We start from the raw sequence: 19,073 nt of genomic DNA, 5'->3' as shown, positions 1-19,073 counted from the left end.
AAAAAAAGCCCGCCGTATTTTCCACGACGGGCTTTTTTATTTTCCGATAACAGTAACGATTACATCAAGCGAACTTCACTTGGATTCACAGCACGATACATAAAATACGCCACCGTTTCTAAATCGCTGTAAAACGCGATATTTTCGCTAAGCATATAAGTTTCTAAAGATGTATCCATAAAAAATGCTCGACTGTAGGCATCCCCTGCACTGTCTAAATTGCCATTTAACTCAAACAGCTTACCTTGAAGAATATAAGAAAAAGCCGATTCTCTGCACTCAAAAGCCTGTTTAAGGTATTGTTGTGCTTCTTCTTTATTATCTTGTTTAATTGCATTCATCGCTAACGCTTCATAAAAACGGGTCGGTAATCGCTCTTCGCTTAATAACGAATATTTGTCGACTAACTCTTGGCTTAAATTATCAATTTTTACCGTATTATCATTAAGCTCAAGCTCTGGATTCAGTGCTGAAAACGCATTATACGCAATATATAACTCAGCCAATACATACGTGTTATCAGGCTCTGCGGCTGAAATTTTTTCTAATAATCGAATGCCTTGTTCAAAAAGTTTAGGATCAGGTTGATTGATGTAATGATTCGCCTGAATTAACATCTCAAGTAACCCTTCCTCTTGAGGTAATCCCTGCATTAAACCATCCATTTGATCTGTAGAGACAGAAACGCCTAACGCTTTCATTAAATCCAAAGAGGATTGACGCAATACATTCTCAAGATTCGATGTTGTCATTCGATATTGACGGCTAAACAGTACTTTATTTGAAGTATTACTGCGATATTCAATATCTAAATACGTTTTATTTTGCTGCTCTTCCACTCGAACATTGACAGCCTTTCCAGGTAAGATCCCCGTAGTAAATGACGTTTTATTCAGTTGAACACGATAATGACCAATACTAGCTAAATCTGCCATTAACTTTTGACTGATCCCATCGGCTAAAAACTCAGTATCATCTCTTTGATTTCGACTTTCATGATAGCTAAATTCAATTAAATCCGTATCAATAGCTTTCGTAATATGAGTTTCTGATTTTTGATACGTTGTAGCCACAATCACGACAATTAATATACACACCAAAAAAGCATCAAAAGCGAGCAGCTTCCAACGGTGAAATGAGTTGAATCCGGCTCCTTGTTTGCTTTTTTCTTTCTCGACATCTTTCGAAATAGTTGTCATTGCTCGTGTTAAAGGACCTGATGGAAAAGAAAGATCGGGTTTTCTCTCCTTATCGTTAGGTTTCAAAAATTCCGTCTCTTCAAAATTAATTAACTTGGTATCAGCAACTAACTTATAGCCGCGTTTTGGTACGGTCACAAGGTATCTTGCATTATCTAAACGACCATCTCTTAAAATTTTACGTAACTCAAAAATAGATTGAGTGACTACTTGGTCGGTAACGAATGCACCATCCCAGACGTGCTTAATTAGTTCATCACGACAAAAAACTTCACCTGAATGTTGAGCAAGAAAACGCAGTAAATTAACTAAACGTGGCTCAACTGAGACTTCCCTATCTTGGCGATATAATTTATTTTCTTCAATGACAAGGGTCCAGTCATTAATTTGAAAACATAATCCGACCATAAGATACTCATTGTGTTAAATCGTCATTAATATAAATAGTTTGGACATGTCAAAAATAAAGATTCATGCTTAATATATAAACTATTTATGAAATAGGTGGCGATTATAAATAAACTATTTATTCATGGATATATCATTCCCTTATCAAAAATGAAATCTTAGGATCCAGTGTGAACTTACAGATAAGAAACATCATAAAACCAACCGTAACAAATTGAATAGTAAGTATTAAATAAAAACCGTGACGCCCGCCTAATAACATTAACTTTTCATTCTCTACATTAACAATCTTGTTTTTAATATTAATAGAAACTGTGATTTATGAATGCAACATAAATAAAACTAAAAACACAAATAATATATCACTCAATAGCGTATTTTTAATTTAATGTGCCTTGCTCTTTATAATAGTTACTGTTTTTTATTAAGAATAAAGTGAGTACTTCCTAACCCTATCATCATGGCAATTAAGAAATAAACGACATCACCGTTACCAAGCCCGAGACTCGATACCGCAGGGCCAGGACAAATACCTGCAATCCCCCAACCTAAACCAAAGATGGCTGCGCCTGATAGCAATTTTGTATCAATTTTTTTGTTGGTCGATAAACAAAACGTTTCCGCATTCAGTGGCTTTGTTTTTGATTTAATTAATAAGAAATAGGCAGGCATAAAGACGAATAATGCCCCGCCCATTACGAACATTAAACTTGGGTCCCAGTTACCAGCAACATCTAAAAAGCCAATCACTTTTACAGGGTCAGCCATGCCAGATATCACCATACCTAGACCAAATAGAAGACCAGAAATAAGAGCAACTAAACGAAACAATACATTATTCATAACCAGCCCTTATTAAAGTACATGTAATCGAAAAAACACGGTTACCGCAGCAACAAACATAAATACCGCAGTGGCTACCATTGAGCGAACGGATAAGCGTCCAATACCACAAATCCCATGACCACTCGTACAACCATTACCTAAACGAGTACCAATCCCCACCAATAACCCGGCAACAATAAGCATGCTGGTTGTAGCTGCATATTCTTTTGGCACTTCAGCCCCTAAGAAATACACACCGAATACCCCACCACTGACCATGCCAAATACGAACAACCATCGCCATGCGTAATCTCGATTTTTCGGTGTCATTAATCCGGTAAGTACCCCACTTATTCCTGCAATTTTACCGTTAAGTAAAAGCAATAAGGTCGCAGATACACCTAACAGCATACCGCCAAATAACGATTCCCATGGAATTGCTACGCTCATCATAGACCTCTGTCTTCATCAATAAATAGACAATAAGCATACTAAAGCAGGAATATTAGTCAATAGTTATTTAGCAACTACTAATTTAACAACGATGAATTTAGTTATTACTAATACAAAAAAGAACCTTCCACCAAATAGAAGTTCTCAATTACCCCTTCAGCAGAGAATTTTTTTCTCTATAGCAGTAATTATAAGACATAAATGAGTAAGTTATTCTCTCATGAAGCACGTATATTACACACATCTAACTCATTGTAATTAAAAGCAAAAAACATAACCTTCAATAATACACAAAGGAACAGCATATGAATAACAAATATCTATCACTACTTCTTTTTTGCTCTGTATGCTTTATTTGGGGCACAACATGGCTTGCCATGGAAATCGCAGTAGCCAGTATTCCACCCATTTTTTCGACAGCTTTACGTTTCCTTATTGCCTCACCCATTTTAATTTTACTCTCGAAGATATTTAATCAACCCTTGTTCTTTCCAAAAGGAAAAAATAAATGGATGGTTATTGTCGCTGTTTTCTATTTCGCAATTCCATTTACCTTAATGATTGCTGGTGAGATGTATATTTCTTCAGGTCTAGCATCTATCATTTTTGCTAACATGCCAATTGCCGTTATGATCACATCAACGCTATTTTTAGGGCTTCGACTATCACCCCACCAATTTGCGGGTCTCTTTATTTCGGTAGGGAGTTTGTATCTTATCTTATCGAATGAACTGAGTATTGGGGGGAATAATTTATTGATAGGTTCAGCAGCGTTAGCCTTGGCAGTCGTTATTCATGCCATAATGTACGTCATGGTTCAAAAACACTGCAAAGATATTCAAGTTATCACTTACAACGCAATACCTAGCTTTATAGCTTCACTATTGCTGTTTATTACTTCATTTGCATTTGAAAACGTAGATGTGCAATCATTTTCATCATCGTCACTTATTGCTGTTAGTTATTTAGGTGTATTTGCTAGTGTCGGTGGCATTGTTGCTTATTTCAAATTAGGTCAGATCTCAACGCCATTTGCAGCTTCAATCTGTTTCTTAATTTTCCCATTAGTGGCTTTAAGCCTATCGGCGCTTACCTCTGGCACTGTGATTTCAGAACAATCATTAATGCTGTTAATCCCACTGCTTAGTGGCATTTTACTGGCCAAGCTTCCACGAAATAAACTTTCATTAAATTTATTTAAAATGCGCGATAAGTCAGCGTAATTACATCAAAGAAAAAGAAAAGGGCACGTTGGTGCCCTTTCTTGTATCGACACACTATTCATAATAAGGTAGTTTAGGAGTATGGACGTATAGAACGCTACAAATTAAAATAACTTAAGGATAAGTTGTGCCGATAAAAATACCAGACCAACTCCCTGCTGCTGAAGTCTTGCGTGAAGAGAATATCTTTATCATGCAAGAGTCTCGTGCCACCACGCAAGCCATTCGACCTCTTAAAGTCATCATTTTAAATTTGATGCCAAAAAAGATCGAAACAGAAACTCAATTTTTACGCTTACTTTCTAATAGCCCATTACAAGTGGATGTTGAGCTATTACGCATTGATAATCGCACCAGTAAAAATACCCCAACAGAGCATTTAGATACCTTTTATCGTCAATTTGAAGGCATTAAAAATCGTAACTTTGATGGGCTGATCATCACTGGCGCTCCATTAGGTTTAGTGCAATTTGAAGATGTAATTTATTGGGATCACTTACAAACCATCATGACCTGGGCAAAAGATCATGTAACCTCAAGCCTTTATGTTTGTTGGGCTGCTCAAGCAGGTTTAAAACTTTTATACGATTTACCAAAACGCACCCGTAAAGAGAAATTATCTGGGGTATATCAACATAATAATCTTGATCAACACCACCCTATTTTACGTGGTTTTGATGATCAGTTTTTAGCTCCTCATTCTCGTTACGCTGATTTCTCCGCAGATTATCTGAATGAACACACTGATCTGGATATTCTAGCCACATCTGAACAAGCAGGTGTATACCTTGCTTCAACAAAAGATAAGCGAAATGTGTTTGTCACGGGTCACCCTGAGTATGATTCATTCACTCTACATCATGAGTACGTTCGTGATTTAGGTGAAGGAATGGAGCCTACTATTCCTCTCAATTACTACCCAGATGATGATCCAGAGATACCACCTAAAGCGACATGGCGCAGTCATGGACATTTGCTGTTTTCTAACTGGCTTAATTACTGTGTTTACCAGCAAACACCGTACGATCTTGACCACTTCTCAGAGCAAAACTTTACTCGAGATTAATGCCTAACCTAAAGCACAAAACCTTTATTACAATCTGATAGCTAGAACCCATTTCTTTATTTTTTAATAGAAACCGTCCCTTCATTTAATTCAGATCAACCAAGCTTCTATTTATAAAACCAACAACAATCTAAATGAGAACTTGCTCAATTAAACCCCATGAAAAATAAGGTATTAATGCCTGTAGTTGATTTTAATTATAATTGCATTAATGCAGGTGGTTCTATGTTGTATTTTGAATTTCTCTTTTTATTACTCGTGCTCTATATCGGGTCTCGATTTGGTGGGATAGGTTTAGGGGTTGTCTCAGGTATTGGTTTGGTGATTGAAGTCTTTATCTTCAAAATGCCACCAACCTCTCCTCCCGTCACCGTAATGCTGATCATTTTAGCGGTAGTGACTTGTGCTTCAATATTAGAAGCGGCAGGTGGTTTGAAATATATGTTACAGGTGGCCGAACGGATCTTAAGAAAGAATCCTAAACGCGTCACTATCATTGCGCCTTTTGTTACTTATGCAATGACATTTTTGTTAGGTACAGGCCATGCTGTGTACTCAATCATGCCGATCATTGGTGATGTCGCATTAAAAAATGGCATTCGTCCTGAACGCCCAATGGCAGCGGCATCTGTTGCTTCTCAAATCGCAATAACCGCCTCTCCTCTTTCTGCTGCGGTTGTTTACTACCTTGCACAACTAGTCGATATTGACGCATCAATTACCTTAATGTCGATCTTAATGGTAACGGTGCCTTCTACCTTGTTTGGTACGTTAATGCTAGCACTGTATAGCTTACGTCGTGGTAAAGAATTAGACGATGATGAAGAGTACCAAGCACGCTTAAAAGATCCTGTTTGGCGTGAAAAAATCTTAAATACAACCTCTACCTCTTTAGATGAAGAGTTACCAACTAAAGCGCGTAATGCGGTACTTATCTTTTTAGGTGCCATTGTTTCTATCGTTGTTATCGCTATGTGGCCTGAAGTTAGAACGATCACTGAAGGTGGCGCTCCGATCAAAATGTCTGTTGTAATCCAAATGATGATGCTAGCGTTTGGTGGTGTAATTTTATTAGCAACAAAAACCGATCCGCGTGACGTTCCTAATGGTGTTGTATTTAAATCAGGTATGGTTGCAGCGATTGCCATCTTCGGTATCGCTTGGATGTCTGATACCTATTTCCAATACGCAATGCCTCAATTTAGAGCAGGGATTGTAGACATGGTGACACTTCACCCATGGACATTCGCTTTAGCGCTATTCATTGTATCTGTAGTGGTTAACTCTCAAGCAGCAACCGCTCGAATGATGTTACCGGTTGGTCTTGCTCTAGGATTGGAACCTGCCTTAGTCATTGGTTTAATGCCTGCTGTTTATGGGTATTTCTTCATTCCCAATTACCCATCAGACATTGCAACGGTTAACTTTGATAGCTCAGGTACGACTAAGATTGGTAAATATTACTTTAACCACTCATTTATGTCCGTGGGGTTAATCGGTGTAATTTCTGCCTGTATGCTTGGCTATGTATTAGGCCAAATAGTAATTGGTTAATTAAAATAGTCATTTAAAAAATAAAAAAGCCCATGCGTATTCTCATACTGCATGGGCTTTGTTTTAGCTTAAAGTAATTACATCGATAAACTAAAGAATAGACCCGCTAAACATGCACTCATCAAGTTAGCTAACGTACCAGCCAGTACCGCTTTAAAACCCATGTTCGCAACTTCAGCACGACGCTCAGGAGCCATTACACCAATAGAGCCTAATTGAATCGCAATAGAACCAATGTTAGCAAAACCACATAATGCAAACGTGATGATAACTTGAGTATAAGCAGATAATTGATCTTTATGTTGAACAAAGTCGATGAAAGCAACAAACTCATTCAGTACTACTTTTTGACCGATATAAGAACCCGCCATGATCATTTCATGCTTAGGTACACCAATGATCCATGCAACAGGTGCAAACAAGTAACCGAATAATGTTTGCAGTGTAATGCCCGCAAAACCAAACCATTCACCCACCATTTCTAGGCCACTGTTTACCATTGCGATAACACTCACAAACGCAATTAGCATAGTACCTACAGCAACCGCGACTTTCATGCCGTTCATCGCGCCACTTGCTAATGCATCCACCACATTGCTTTGTTCACTTTTATCGATGGTTAATTCATGTTGGTCAACCGGTGTTGATTGCTCAGGAACTAAAATCTTCGCCATTAATAAACTACCAGGCGCTGCCATGAAACTAGCAGCGATTAGGTATTTAAGCTCTACCCCTAAACCTGCATAACCACCAAGCACACTACCAGCTACTGATGCCATACCACCCGCCATTACAGCAAACAGTTCAGAACGAGTCATTTGAGCTAGGAATGGACGGATAAGAAGAGGTGACTCACCTTGAGAAAGAAAGATGTTACCAGTAGCGACGAGGGATTCTACTTTACTTGTACCGAGGAATTTTTGAATTGCACCACCAAGAACCGCGATGATTTTTTGCATGATACCTAAATAATATAACGCGGAGATAAGGGCACTAAAGAAGATAATAATAGGAAGGACGCGAATAGCAAAAATAAAACCAGTTGAAGCGAGATCACCAAAGAGAAAAGCAATACCTGCATCGGCAAAACCAAGCAAACTAGATACCCCGCTGCTTAATCCGGCGAGAGCGGCTTGTCCCCATGGAAAATACAGCACCAGAGCGGCAAAAGAGAATTGTAATAAAAGAGCTCTAGAGACCGTTTTCCAATTAATTGCTGAACGTTTCTCTGAAAATACCCATGCACAGAAAATCAACGCACACATGCCTAGTAGGCTAAATAAAATAGTCATGATTACGCCTATGAAGCAATTGAATAAAAAGAAGAAACAAAAGGAGGTGCCATCGTGGATGACGAGATCGGCGAAGAGTGACTGCACCAAGAAGAAGTGATGATGGAGATTAGTATGTTCATTATTTACCCTTACAAGCTGTTTAACAGTAGCTGGTCCAAGTCCTTGGGGTCATTCACTGTTCCATGTGACGGCTTGCATTGGGAAAAGGAGTATACATAGCGCAGATTTAAAATCACGAATTATGTGATAAAAATCACTCTATTTTACTTATTAGAAAAGAACTCACAGCAAATAATTACAAATAAGAAAAATAAAATCTTACTTACTAAAAAAAACCACACATTAACAACCAAATCTATACAATAAATAATACTGGTATTCGTGACAATTTAAAAATGAACTAATTAGTTTACTTTTTCTCTTATTCAATACATTATCATCAATACCACATAATATTCCCCAGCAACTATGTACTTATTTTTAATTAAGGTATGACTAACAAGACCATGATATTACCATTTTTTTATATTTTACTTATCATGGTTTGCATCCTTCCGATCCTTCCAGGAATAATCGGGGTTTTGAGTGCATCGTTGAGCTACCTACCCCCAATAGGCCTGCACACTTTATCTTTAAATGGATACATATCGGTCTTTGAATGGAGCGGTATCTGGCACTCAATCTCCTTAACTGTAGGCAGCGCCTTTATAAGTACTCTTATCTCTTGTTTGATTACTTTTGCAATTCTGCAAAGTACATGGCATCTCTCTGTTTGGAAAAAAATAGAGCCTTTATTATCCCCACTACTTGCTATGCCACATGTCGCTTTTGCTATTGGTTTCGCTTTTCTTTTCTCGCCAACAGGAATTATTGCAAGGTTACTTGTCCCTTTAGGATCCGTTGATTTCCCCATTATTATTAATGACTCGCTTAATGCAGGGCTTATTTTAGTTTTGATTATTAAAGAAGTGCCTTTTCTTCTTTTAATGAGCATTCCCATAATGCAGCAACTGCAAGTAGATAAAACCATGACGGTCGCAGCAAGTCTGGGTTATCAACGTCATCAAATTTGGTGGAAATGTATTTTTCCTCAATGGCTCAAAAAAGCTCGATTCCCTTTGCTTGCCATTATTGCTTATAGCGTATCTGTGGTAGATGTCAGCTTGATTATTGGGTCAAGTAACCCTCCTACATTTGCAGTATTAGTATGGCAATGGTTTAGTGATCCTGATATTCAATTGCAACCCAGAGCGGGTGCAGGTGCGATGGTCCTTCTCTCTCTTTGTCTGTTACTTATTGGACTTCATCGCTTTTTAGAATGGGCAATCACAACTCATTGCCGTCGTTGGCAAGTTTCTGGTCGTAGAGGCTTGCGTCTTCCTGGATTGTCTCTTTTTATGCTAGTTGCAGGTATTGCTGCGGCTTCACTGCCTATGATGGTTTTATGGAGTTTTACTCAACGTTGGCGCTTTCCTGAACTATTACCGACTAGCTTTACGCTACGATTTTGGGAAAGTGAGTGGCGCAGTTTGTTTCCGGTGATCACCGACAGTATTATTATTGCAGTACTATCTGCCACTATTGCACTGGCTTTTGCCTTGCTTGGACACGAATTCAAACTTAAATACCGTTCGCATATCCCCTCATTAGTCATTGCGACTCCTATGCTAGTACCACAACTTTCTTTGTTATTTGGTATTCAAGTGAGCGCGCTCTATTTCTCTAGTGATTCTTATTGGCTGTGGGTGATTTGGGCACATGTTTTTTTTGCTTTCCCTTATGTATTTCTAGCTTTAGATGGTCCTTGGCGCAGCTTTGATCAACGCTTGACCCAAACAGGATTAAGCCTTGGGAAATCGCCTTGGCATTGTTGGATAAAAATAAAGCTGCCTTTACTGTTTCCTGCGGTTTTATATGCGTGGGCAATTGGCATCAGTGTCAGTTTGGCTCAATACCTTCCAACACAAATGCTTGGGGCAGGTAGGATCATGACGTTAACCACTGAGGCTGTGGCACTATCTAGTGGTTTTGATCGTCGGATCACTGCACTTTATGGGTTGTGGCAAGCGCTATTGCCTTTTGTTTTCTTTAGCGGTGCCATTTTTATCGGGCGGTTTTATACACGCCGCTCTCACCTTCTCCCACCCTTTACACAACAACAACAAGGAAAGTAACGAGTTATGAGTCTCTCAATCACCAATCTCAGCATTCTCACTCGTAATGGTTCACTCTTATTACCCTCTTGCTCTTTTACCATAGAGAAAGGAGACGTGTTAAGTGTGATGGGGCCAAGCGGTTGTGGAAAATCGACATTATTAAGTGTTATCGCTGGACATTTGGCGAATGATTTTCAGTTTTCTGGAGACATTAACGTCAATGATAATTGCATTAACGCTCTGCCTTCTCATTCAAGAAAAGTAGGTATTCTATTTCAGGAGGATCTTCTTTTTCCTCACCTTTGTATTTGGGAAAATCTGGCTTTTGCTTTACCAGATAAAATAAAAGGTTCCCAACGTAAAGTTGAAGCAATAAGTGCTCTTAAAAAGGTTCAATTAGATTCATTAGCCAATGTATTTCCAGATCAAGTATCTGGCGGACAACGAGCTAGGATCAGCTTGGTAAGAATGTTATTAGCAAAACCTAATGTTGCTTTATTAGATGAACCTTTTAGTAAGCTAGATAACGTTTTGCGTATTCAGTTTCGTGATTGGGTATTTGAACAGTTAGCGGAAGCCAATATTCCAACATTGTTAGTGACTCATGATATTGATGATATTCCCAAAAATAGCCAAACCTTCCTTTGGCCAATGGAGATAAACCATGCTTGATAAATTCAGTATTCAAATAATAAAAAAGCCTTTATCAATAGCAGCAAGTGGCTTACATAAATTAGGGATAACGGCAAATCAAACCACCCTATTTGGCTTTGCTTTAGGCTGCTTGGCTTTTCCTGCATTATTACTTCAAGAATATAATATTGCGTTACTCTTTATTTTATTGAATCGGATATGTGATGGCTTGGATGGCGCTTTAGCTAGAATTACAGGCATTACCGATTCTGGTGGTTTTTTAGATATCAGTTTAGACTTCCTGTTCTATTCTCTGATCCCATTTGGTTTTGTCTTAGCGAACCCTGAACAAAATGCGATTGCAGGAGCTCTGATTATCTTTTCTTTTATTGGTACTGGGAGCAGCTTCTTAGCCTTTGCAATAATGGCGGGAAAACGAAATATTGATAACCCGGTATATAAAAACAAGTCTTTGTATTATATGAGTGGCTTAACAGAAGGGACTGAAACCATTGCGTGTTTTGTTTTATTCTGTTTATTCCCTACTCACTTTACCATCATTGCATATGTCTATTCTGCTTTATGTTGGATTACGACGTTTAATCGAATTTGGTCTGGATTTCATACGTTGAAAGACTGCGAACAGAAAAACAATTCTAATCTAGAATAAAAAGACAAAGAAAAGCCACAGTAATAAATTTACTGTGGCTTTTAATTATCTCTATACTAAATTGTTTAGTTACTTAAAAGGATTAATAATCATCAACCGCAAATAGAGTTTCCATATTCAAGCCTTGTTGCGTCATGATTTCTCTTAGACGACGTAACCCTTCAACTTGGATCTGTCTTACTCGCTCACGAGTTAGCCCTATCTCTTTACCTACTTGTTCTAACGTTGCCGTTTCGTAGCCTAATAAACCAAAACGACGCGCAACCACTTCTTTTTGTTTTGGATTAAGTTGACCAAGCCAACCAACCAAAGAGGCATTAATATCGTTTTTTTGAGTTTCAGATTCAGGATCGCAATTTTTAGTATCAGGTAAAATATCGAGCAGTGCTTTATCTGACTCACCAGCAACCATTGAGTCAACAGAAGTCACTCGTTCATTTAAGCGCAGCATTCGACTGACATCACTGACTGGTTTATCAAGTTTTTCTGCTATTTCTTCTGGTGTTGGTTCGTGATCCAATTTTTGTGACAGTTCACGTGCAGCACGTAAATACACATTAAGCTCTTTTACTACATGGATAGGTAAGCGAATGGTACGAGTTTGGTTCATGATGGCACGTTCGATCGTTTGACGTATCCACCACGTTGCGTAAGTAGAAAAGCGGAAACCTCTTTCTGGGTCAAACTTTTCAACTGCGCGGATTAAACCAAGATTGCCTTCTTCAACGAGATCTAATAGTGCAAGACCACGATGATTGTAACGACGAGCAATTTTCACCACTAAACGTAAGTTACTTTCAATCATTCGTGATCGTGCAGCGACATCACCTTTTAATGCAAGGCGACTAAAATAAACTTCTTCTTCGGCTGTTAGGAGTGGAGAAAAACCAATTTCACCTAAGTAAAGTTGCGTTGCATCCATTACTTTTTGTGAACTGGTTACCTCAAGACGTTCCGAACGTTCCTCAGCAACAACGTCACTGTCATTGACTGTATCTAGTTCGAACTCTTCAACTTCTTTAGTTACTGCATTGCTTTTACTCATAGCGCCTCCCCATGGCGAGTCCAGCAAGACATTACAACTCAGCTATGTCATCCCTGTTACGGTAAATACCGTTGTGGATTTACCGATTTCCCTCTAAAGCGGATCTCAAAATGCAAACGAACACTGCTCGTACTTGAGCTACCCATTGATGCGATTTTTTGTCCCGCTGTAATATTTTGACCTTCTTTAACAAATAGTGATTCGTTATGAGCGTATGCACTTAAGTAATCATCGTTATGTTTAATTATAATTAAATTGCCATAACCTCTTAATGCATTACCCGCATAAACCACTGTTCCTTTTGCAGTAGAGATGATGTCTTGACCTCGTTGGCCAGCAATATCAACCCCTTTATTCCCTTGGTCTCCTGTTGAAAACTTAGCGATAACTCGCCCTTTTGTTGGCCATAACCAAGAATCCACCTTCTCCGATTTTTTTTCTACTGGTTTTGATTTCGGTTTCGGTATTGGCTTCGATTTAGCAATCGGTTTTTGTGTCGCTATTGGTTTTTGTTTAGCAACCGACTTTGGCTTTTCAACTGGCTTTGACTTAGAAGATGTTATCGATTTGTTAGAATCAACATACTCCTTAGGTTTAGGGTTTTCAACCTTTTTTGTGCTTTGTTTTTGTACAGATGGTGAGTTTGTGCTACTCGACACGCTTGGCGCTGCCTTACTGATAGATTTACTATTAGAAGCGGGGACAGCGACAACGGCGGCTACGATTATTGAGGACGCGCCTTTTTTATTTACTGAATGCCCGTCATCACCATACGCTGGAGCGACATACTTTGGCCCCCATAATTTTACTTTCTGACCCGGGTGGATCACATAAGGGGCTTTTAATTCATTATAAGCAATCAGCTCTTTAACATCTTTGTTGGTAACATAGGAAATAAAATATAACGTATCTCCTTTCTCTACTTGATAGTAGCTACCACGATAACTACCGCGTTCAGCTCCAGCATAAGATGAAGAGGATTGATTAACACTTGAAACAGGCGCAGGACGATGAGGTCCCATAGAGCAACCTGAAAGTAATACGCTAACTATTGCAGTAATTAACCACAAGCGAGAGGAGATAACGGTCATTTTATTCATTATGTTTATGCTAATTCACCTGCGACCAATGGGACAAAACGAACATCTTCAATAATTTCAGATTGAAACTCATCACCATGTCGAACAATACGTAATAATTGCTGAGTAGCTTCACCAATAGGGATCACTAATCTACCGCCATCCTTTAATTGCCATAATAAATCATTAGGAATGGACTTTGCGGCTGCGGTGACAATGATGGCATCAAAAGGGCTTTTGCTTGCCCAGCCTTGCCACCCATCAGCGTGTTTTGTTGAGACATTATATATATCCAGCTGTTTCAATAATCGCTTGGCGTTCCATTGCAGTGATTTAATCCGTTCAACCGAATTAATATGATCAAGCAACTGCGCTAATACTGCGGTTTGATAACCAGAACCTGTACCTATTTCCAATACATTCGAATCTCGTTGCAACAATAACAACTCGGTCATTTTAGCAACGATATAAGGTTGAGAGATAGATTGCCCTTCACCAATAGGCAGCGCGTTATTTTGATAGGCTTGATGCGCGAAAGCTTCAGGAATAAAGCGCTCTCTTGGTAATGCTCGTATTGCTGCAAGCACAGCCTCATCTTGAATACCTTGTTGACGCAAAAACTGCTCAAGTAGCGCGGTACGAGAATGAGCCATTACTTAATTCTCTCTATTGATAACCAATCAGCCATACTGGCTAAAGAATCATGAGCCGTTAAATCAACTTGCAGTGGCGTGATCGACACTTGATTATGTTGGATGGCATAAAAATCTGTGCCTTTACCTGCGTCTTGTTTTTTTCCTGGAGGACCTAACCAATAAATAGTTTCTCCACGAGGATCGGTGTCTTTTATCATACTCTCTGAGTGATGTCTCGCACCTAAGCGGGTAACTTCCCAAGAGGTTATTTGAGAATACTCACAATCAGGTACATTAACGTTTAGTACTCTTTTGGTCGTTAGTGGTTTTTTTAAATGATTGTTCACTAACTCTAAAGCGACTTGAGCTGCTGTATCAAAGTATTTACTGCCAACTAAGGACATGGCGATTGCTGGTAACCCTAGAAAGTGCCCCTCTGTCGCTCCGGCAACGGTTCCTGAATACAGCGTATCATCACCCAAATTTGCACCGTGATTTATTCCGGTAATAATTAAATCAGGGAGATCATCTTTCATTAATTCATTCAATGCGAAGTGCACACAATCCGTTGGTGTGCCTTGCACTGAATGAATATGATCTTCAATTTGACGAACTCGAAGCGGAGACTCAAGAGTGAGTGAATTCGATGCACCAGAGCGATTACGATCAGGGGCGACGATGGTAATATGCGCAATATCTGATAATACTGCCGCGAGAGTATTTATCCCTTCCGCGAAGACACCATCATCATTACTTAGTAATATGCGTAATTTTTTGCTCACTCTTATCTCGCTTCTTTAACTTAAATTGAATTATTCGTACGTACGTTCTACTTCAATCTCTTGCAGTAATTCACGTACGATCACCGTAGCAAAACTGCCTGATGATAAAGAGAAATTCAGTGTTAGTGTATCGCCCTCTGTAGACCAGCTTAGGTTCTCAGGGTGCAATTCAACACTACGACGTTCATGACGCATGCGGTTACCACGGATCAATGCCATTAAGTCAGGTTCTGCATCCAGTTGTGGCTGCTCTAACGCTAATGCCGTCTCACTTGTCGGTAATTGATTATCGCCTGCTAAAGCAGCGCTGATTGACCATTCACCTTTCTGGATTTTTTGAATGTTCTCTTCTGAGGTTACATTCTCATTAACCGTACGACCATGTTGATCAAGTAGAATATCACCATCAACAGGTTGAGTGAAGTAACCCTCTGTTATTCTTTGAGAAACAATATGGTTAAAGATCCATGAACGAGCCGCAGACAAATAGAAACTGCGCTTTGTATTATCACGAGTACGAACGTTTTCACGGCCCCAACGACGTGCTTCTGTTACGTTATTGCCTTCATGACCAAAACGTTGTGAACCAAAGTAGTTAGGCACACCTGACACTTTAACTTTCTCTAAACGAGATAATACATCGTCCATGTCAGTAACTTCAGTGGCAATTAACTGGAAGCTATTTCCTAGAAGATCACCTGGACGTAACTTTTTGTTATGGCGTGTCATTTCTAAAATTTCAACACCGGGATGCGAAACTTCAAATAAGGCAAACTTCAGATGATCACTTTTTGGCAAATGAACGCTCAACCATTGCTCAGTAATTGCGTGGCGATCTTTAAGGCCTGCCCAGCTAATATCTTTTGATTTTACACCACAAAATTTCGCTAATTCGTTCGCTACGTACTTAGTGTTTTCACCCGTTTTACGGATCTTAACCATTAAGTGTTCACCCTTTCCTGTGAACGTAAAACCTAGTACTTCTTTAACAATAAAATGCTCAGGTAATTGCTTTAATTTACCTGTTGCAACTGGTTTTCCGTATAACCACGAAAAATTAGACATGATGTCTGACATAGAATGTATCTCTAATTAAGATGCGTTAACTAACAGCACTACTGCTTCACAAGCAATGCCTTCTTTTCTTCCTGTAAAACCGAGACGCTCTGTGGTGGTCGCTTTTACATTAACATTACCAAGTTCTGTTTCTAAATCTTCTGCAATTGCGGCGCACATTGCTTGAATATGCGGGGCCATTTTAGGGGCTTGAGCAATGATAGTAACGTCTGCATTGCCTAAGACTAACCCTTTCTCTTTTACACGACGGTAGACATCACGTAATAGGGCACGACTATCTGCACCTTTCCATTTATCATCAGTATCAGGGAAATGACGACCTATATCCCCTTCGGCAATTGCACCAAGCAATGCATCACTAAGGGCATGCAATGCAACATCACCATCTGAATGTGCAATCAAACCTTGATCATAGGGAACACTAACGCCACCAATAATGACAGGGCCTTCACCACCAAATTTATGTACATCAAATCCGTGTCCAATTCTCATTATTTGGTTTCCTTTTTCATTTTTTGAAGGTAGAACTCAGCTAAATCAAGATCTTCTGGTTGGGTGATCTTTAGGTTATCGGCACGGCCCTGAACGAGTTTAGGCTGATACCCCATTAATTCTATGGCTGACGATTCATCAGTAATTGAGAATGATTTATCTAACCCTGTTTTTAATGCTGTATATAAAAGTTCAGTCGTAAAAAGCTGAGGAGTTAAAGCGTGCCACAAAACACTGCGATCAATGGTTGTCTCTATTTGTTGATCAAGTGTCGCTTGTTTCATCGTATCCCTAACTGGTGAGGCGAGAATACCACCTACATGGTGAGGTATCACGGCTTCAATCAGCTTTTCAATATCACTATGGCGAATACAAGGACGAGCGGCATCGTGAACCATAACCCATTCACTCAATTGATTATCTTTTACGTAAGTTAACCCTGAAAGTACTGAATCTGCACGCTCTTTGCCACCGGACACTCGAATAACTCGCTTATCCTTTGCAATGTTTAATTCGTTAAAATAAGGGTCGCCATCGGTTACTGAAACGATCACTTTATCGATTAAAGGGTAAGCTAACAATTGCTCAATGGTGTGCTCTAGTACCGTTTTTCCATTCAATAATAGATATTGCTTTGGGCGATCAGCTTTCATACGACTGCCAACACCCGCCGCAGGTACGATGGCAGTAATAGAATAAGAAAGTAAAGATGTCATCACCTAACCCTCACTGTCTTCATCAATAATTCGATAAAAAGTTTCGCCTTTTTTTATCATTCCCAACTCATGTCGAGCTCGTTCTTCAATTGCTTCAGAGCCGTCTTTAAGGTCATCAATTTCAGCAAACATTTGCTCATTTCGATTACGTAACCCTTGATTAACTTCTTCTTGCAATGTGACGTCATTTGAGACTTGTGCGTAATCTGACATCCCATTTTTCCCAAACCATAAGGTATATTGCAGCCAACCTAAAGTGGCTAATAATAAAATGGCCAATGCGCGCATAGTTACTCCGGAAAATTGACAATGATAAAAAAGCTGAGGGTAACTATATCAACCCCTCATTAGAACTTCACTAGCTGTCTAACGGAAATAAAAAAAACCGCCTCAAATGAGACGGTTTTTATATCAAAATTCTAATCGAACGATTAAAGAATTAAGTCATATTCTCAAAAATTGAGATTATTGACCTTTAACTTCTTTAAGACCGTTGAATGGCGCTAGTTCACCTAGAGCTTCTTCGATACGGATTAGTTGGTTGTACTTAGCAACACGGTCAGAACGGCTCATAGAACCAGTTTTGATTTGACCTGCAGCTGTACCAACTGCTAGATCAGCAATTGTTGCATCTTCAGTTTCGCCTGAACGGTGAGAGATAACTGCTGTAAAACCAGCATCTTTAGCCATCTTGATTGCAGCTAGAGTCTCTGTAAGTGAACCGATTTGGTTGAACTTGATAAGGATTGAGTTAGTGATGCCTTCTTCAATACCACGAGCAAGAATCTTAGTGTTTGTAACGAATAGATCGTCACCAACTAGTTGGATTTTGTCGCCAAGAAGTTCAGTTTGGTGCTTAAAGCCAGCCCAATCAGACTCGTCTAGACCATCTTCGATAGAAACAATAGGGAATTTCTCAACAAGACCAGCTAGGTAATGGTTGAACTCTTCAGCAGTAAATTTCTTACCTTCGCCTTTAAGGTCGTAGATACCGTCTTCTTTGTTGTAGAACTCAGAAGCAGCACAGTCCATAGCAAGAGTAACGTCTTTGCCTAGCTCGTAACCAGCAGCTGCAACAGCTTCTGCGATAACTTCTAGCGCTTCTGCGTTAGATTTAAGGTTAGGAGCGAAACCGCCTTCATCACCAACTGCAGTGCTGTAGCCTTTAGACTTAAGAACGTTAGCTAGGTTGTGGAAAACTTCTGCGCCCATGCGTACCGCTTCTTTAAGCGTTTTAGCGCCAACAGGTTGAATCATGAATTCTTGGATATCAACGTTGTTATCAGCGTGCTCGCCACCGTTGATGATGTTCATCATTGGTAGAGGCATAGAGAATACGCCTGGAGTGCCGTTTAGTTCAGCAATGTGAGCGTAAAGAGGCATAGATTTAGCAGCTGCAGCAGCTTTAGCATTCGCTAGAGAAACAGCAAGGATTGCGTTAGCGCCAAATTTTGCTTTGTTTTCTGTGCCATCTAAATCGATCATGATTTGGTCGATTTCAGCTTGGTTTTTCGCGTCTTTGCCGATTAGAGCTTCTGCGATTGGGCCATTTACAGCTGCGATAGCTTTAAGAACACCTTTACCTAGGAAACGAGATTTGTCGCCGTCACGTAGCTCAAGAGCTTCACGAGAACCAGTTGATGCGCCAGACGGAGCAGCAGCCATACCAACAAAACCACTTTCTAGATGAACTTCAGCTTCAACTGTTGGGTTACCACGAGAATCGATGATTTCACGACCTAGAACTTTAACGATCTTAGACATT

At 39.5% G+C, this 19,073-nt stretch carries 19 protein-coding genes; 6 read left to right on the top strand and 13 right to left on the bottom strand.

The window, feature by feature from the left end:
- Positions 1 to 59 precede the first annotated feature (59 nt).
- The 3 genes from cadC to Q1K78_RS05315 all read right to left on the bottom strand — a co-directional run bounded on the left by cadC (position 60) and on the right by Q1K78_RS05315 (position 2,882).
- Positions 60 to 1,607: a lysine decarboxylation/transport transcriptional activator CadC gene (gene cadC / locus Q1K78_RS05325; protein ID WP_300175174.1), complete on the bottom strand. Its 1,548-nt coding sequence runs from the start codon at positions 1,605 to 1,607 to the stop codon at positions 60 to 62.
- Positions 1,608 to 2,018: 411 nt separating this feature from the next.
- A complete protein-coding gene (locus Q1K78_RS05320) occupies positions 2,019 to 2,450 on the bottom strand; it encodes a YeeE/YedE family protein (protein WP_300175172.1) in 432 nt (143 codons plus the stop codon).
- 12 nt (positions 2,451 to 2,462) lie between these two features.
- Entirely contained in the window at positions 2,463 to 2,882 is a 420-nt protein-coding gene (locus Q1K78_RS05315; RefSeq protein ID WP_300175201.1) for a YeeE/YedE family protein, read from the bottom strand.
- Positions 2,883 to 3,190: 308 nt separating this feature from the next.
- On the opposite strand from Q1K78_RS05315, the gene Q1K78_RS05310 reads away from it, so the two are divergent.
- The 3 genes from Q1K78_RS05310 (at position 3,191) to Q1K78_RS05300 (ending at position 6,728) form a co-directional block, all read left to right on the top strand.
- Positions 3,191 to 4,108 (top strand): DMT family transporter, encoded by a 918-nt coding sequence (locus Q1K78_RS05310; protein WP_300175170.1) that lies wholly within the window; start codon positions 3,191 to 3,193, stop codon positions 4,106 to 4,108.
- A gap of 127 nt (positions 4,109 to 4,235) precedes the next feature.
- Positions 4,236 to 5,174: a homoserine O-succinyltransferase gene (gene metA, locus Q1K78_RS05305; protein ID WP_300175168.1), complete on the top strand. Its 939-nt coding sequence runs from the start codon at positions 4,236 to 4,238 to the stop codon at positions 5,172 to 5,174.
- Positions 5,175 to 5,399: 225 nt separating this feature from the next.
- The gene (locus Q1K78_RS05300; protein WP_300175166.1) at positions 5,400 to 6,728 is read left to right on the top strand and encodes an anaerobic C4-dicarboxylate transporter; all 1,329 of its coding nucleotides are present in this window, start codon (positions 5,400 to 5,402) and stop codon (positions 6,726 to 6,728) included.
- A gap of 77 nt (positions 6,729 to 6,805) precedes the next feature.
- On the opposite strand, the gene Q1K78_RS05295 is transcribed toward Q1K78_RS05300, so the two are convergent.
- A complete protein-coding gene (locus Q1K78_RS05295) occupies positions 6,806 to 8,020 on the bottom strand; it encodes a NupC/NupG family nucleoside CNT transporter (RefSeq protein ID WP_300175163.1) in 1,215 nt (404 codons plus the stop codon).
- A gap of 512 nt (positions 8,021 to 8,532) precedes the next feature.
- Between Q1K78_RS05295 and Q1K78_RS05290 the strand changes: the two genes are divergently transcribed.
- Genes Q1K78_RS05290 through Q1K78_RS05280 form a run of 3 tightly spaced genes read left to right on the top strand, consistent with a single transcriptional unit; the run spans position 8,533 to position 11,482 of the window.
- A complete protein-coding gene (locus Q1K78_RS05290) occupies positions 8,533 to 10,197 on the top strand; it encodes a thiamine ABC transporter permease (RefSeq protein WP_300175199.1) in 1,665 nt (554 codons plus the stop codon).
- Positions 10,198 to 10,203: 6 nt separating this feature from the next.
- Complete coding sequence (locus Q1K78_RS05285; RefSeq protein WP_300175161.1) at positions 10,204 to 10,851, top strand: ATP-binding cassette domain-containing protein; 648 nt, start codon at positions 10,204 to 10,206, stop codon at positions 10,849 to 10,851.
- The gene (locus tag Q1K78_RS05280; RefSeq protein ID WP_300175159.1) at positions 10,844 to 11,482 is read left to right on the top strand and encodes a CDP-alcohol phosphatidyltransferase family protein; all 639 of its coding nucleotides are present in this window, start codon (positions 10,844 to 10,846) and stop codon (positions 11,480 to 11,482) included. The genes Q1K78_RS05285 and Q1K78_RS05280 overlap by 8 nt, the downstream gene beginning before the upstream one ends.
- Positions 11,483 to 11,564: 82 nt before the next feature.
- Here the strand turns inward: Q1K78_RS05280 and rpoS are convergent, their stop codons facing one another.
- From rpoS to eno, 9 genes are all read right to left on the bottom strand, one after another.
- Positions 11,565 to 12,527, bottom strand: coding sequence for an RNA polymerase sigma factor RpoS (rpoS, locus tag Q1K78_RS05275; protein ID WP_300175157.1), 963 nt, complete (start codon positions 12,525 to 12,527; stop codon positions 11,565 to 11,567).
- A 56-nt stretch (positions 12,528 to 12,583) separates the two neighbouring features.
- Complete coding sequence (locus tag Q1K78_RS05270) at positions 12,584 to 13,627, bottom strand: peptidoglycan DD-metalloendopeptidase family protein (protein ID WP_300175155.1); 1,044 nt, start codon at positions 13,625 to 13,627, stop codon at positions 12,584 to 12,586.
- Positions 13,628 to 13,632: 5 nt separating this feature from the next.
- Positions 13,633 to 14,259, bottom strand: coding sequence for a protein-L-isoaspartate(D-aspartate) O-methyltransferase (locus tag Q1K78_RS05265; RefSeq protein ID WP_300175152.1), 627 nt, complete (start codon positions 14,257 to 14,259; stop codon positions 13,633 to 13,635).
- Positions 14,259 to 15,029: a 5'/3'-nucleotidase SurE gene (surE, locus tag Q1K78_RS05260; protein ID WP_300175197.1), complete on the bottom strand. Its 771-nt coding sequence runs from the start codon at positions 15,027 to 15,029 to the stop codon at positions 14,259 to 14,261. Before surE ends, Q1K78_RS05265 begins: the two co-directional genes overlap by 1 nt.
- Positions 15,030 to 15,053: 24 nt before the next feature.
- Positions 15,054 to 16,100 carry a tRNA pseudouridine(13) synthase TruD gene (truD, locus tag Q1K78_RS05255; RefSeq protein ID WP_300175150.1) on the bottom strand — a complete coding sequence of 349 codons (1,047 nt, stop codon included), beginning with the start codon at positions 16,098 to 16,100 and terminating at the stop codon, positions 15,054 to 15,056.
- Between the two features lie 15 nt (positions 16,101 to 16,115).
- A complete protein-coding gene (gene ispF, locus Q1K78_RS05250) occupies positions 16,116 to 16,592 on the bottom strand; it encodes a 2-C-methyl-D-erythritol 2,4-cyclodiphosphate synthase (RefSeq protein WP_300175148.1) in 477 nt (158 codons plus the stop codon).
- Positions 16,592 to 17,308 (bottom strand): 2-C-methyl-D-erythritol 4-phosphate cytidylyltransferase, encoded by a 717-nt coding sequence (ispD, locus tag Q1K78_RS05245; protein WP_300175146.1) that lies wholly within the window; start codon positions 17,306 to 17,308, stop codon positions 16,592 to 16,594. Before ispD ends, ispF begins: the two co-directional genes overlap by 1 nt.
- Before the next feature lie 3 nt (positions 17,309 to 17,311).
- Positions 17,312 to 17,596, bottom strand: coding sequence for a cell division protein FtsB (gene ftsB / locus Q1K78_RS05240; RefSeq protein ID WP_300175144.1), 285 nt, complete (start codon positions 17,594 to 17,596; stop codon positions 17,312 to 17,314).
- A 177-nt stretch (positions 17,597 to 17,773) separates the two neighbouring features.
- Complete coding sequence (gene eno / locus Q1K78_RS05235; protein ID WP_300175142.1) at positions 17,774 to 19,072, bottom strand: phosphopyruvate hydratase; 1,299 nt, start codon at positions 19,070 to 19,072, stop codon at positions 17,774 to 17,776.
- Between the last annotated feature and the right edge of the window lies 1 nt (position 19,073).

The organism is uncultured Aliivibrio sp., from assembly GCF_946479765.1.
Classification (GTDB): domain Bacteria; phylum Pseudomonadota; class Gammaproteobacteria; order Enterobacterales; family Vibrionaceae; genus Aliivibrio.
The sequence above is the reverse complement of the archived record's forward strand: the minus strand, read 5'-3'. Positions and strand labels throughout refer to the sequence as shown.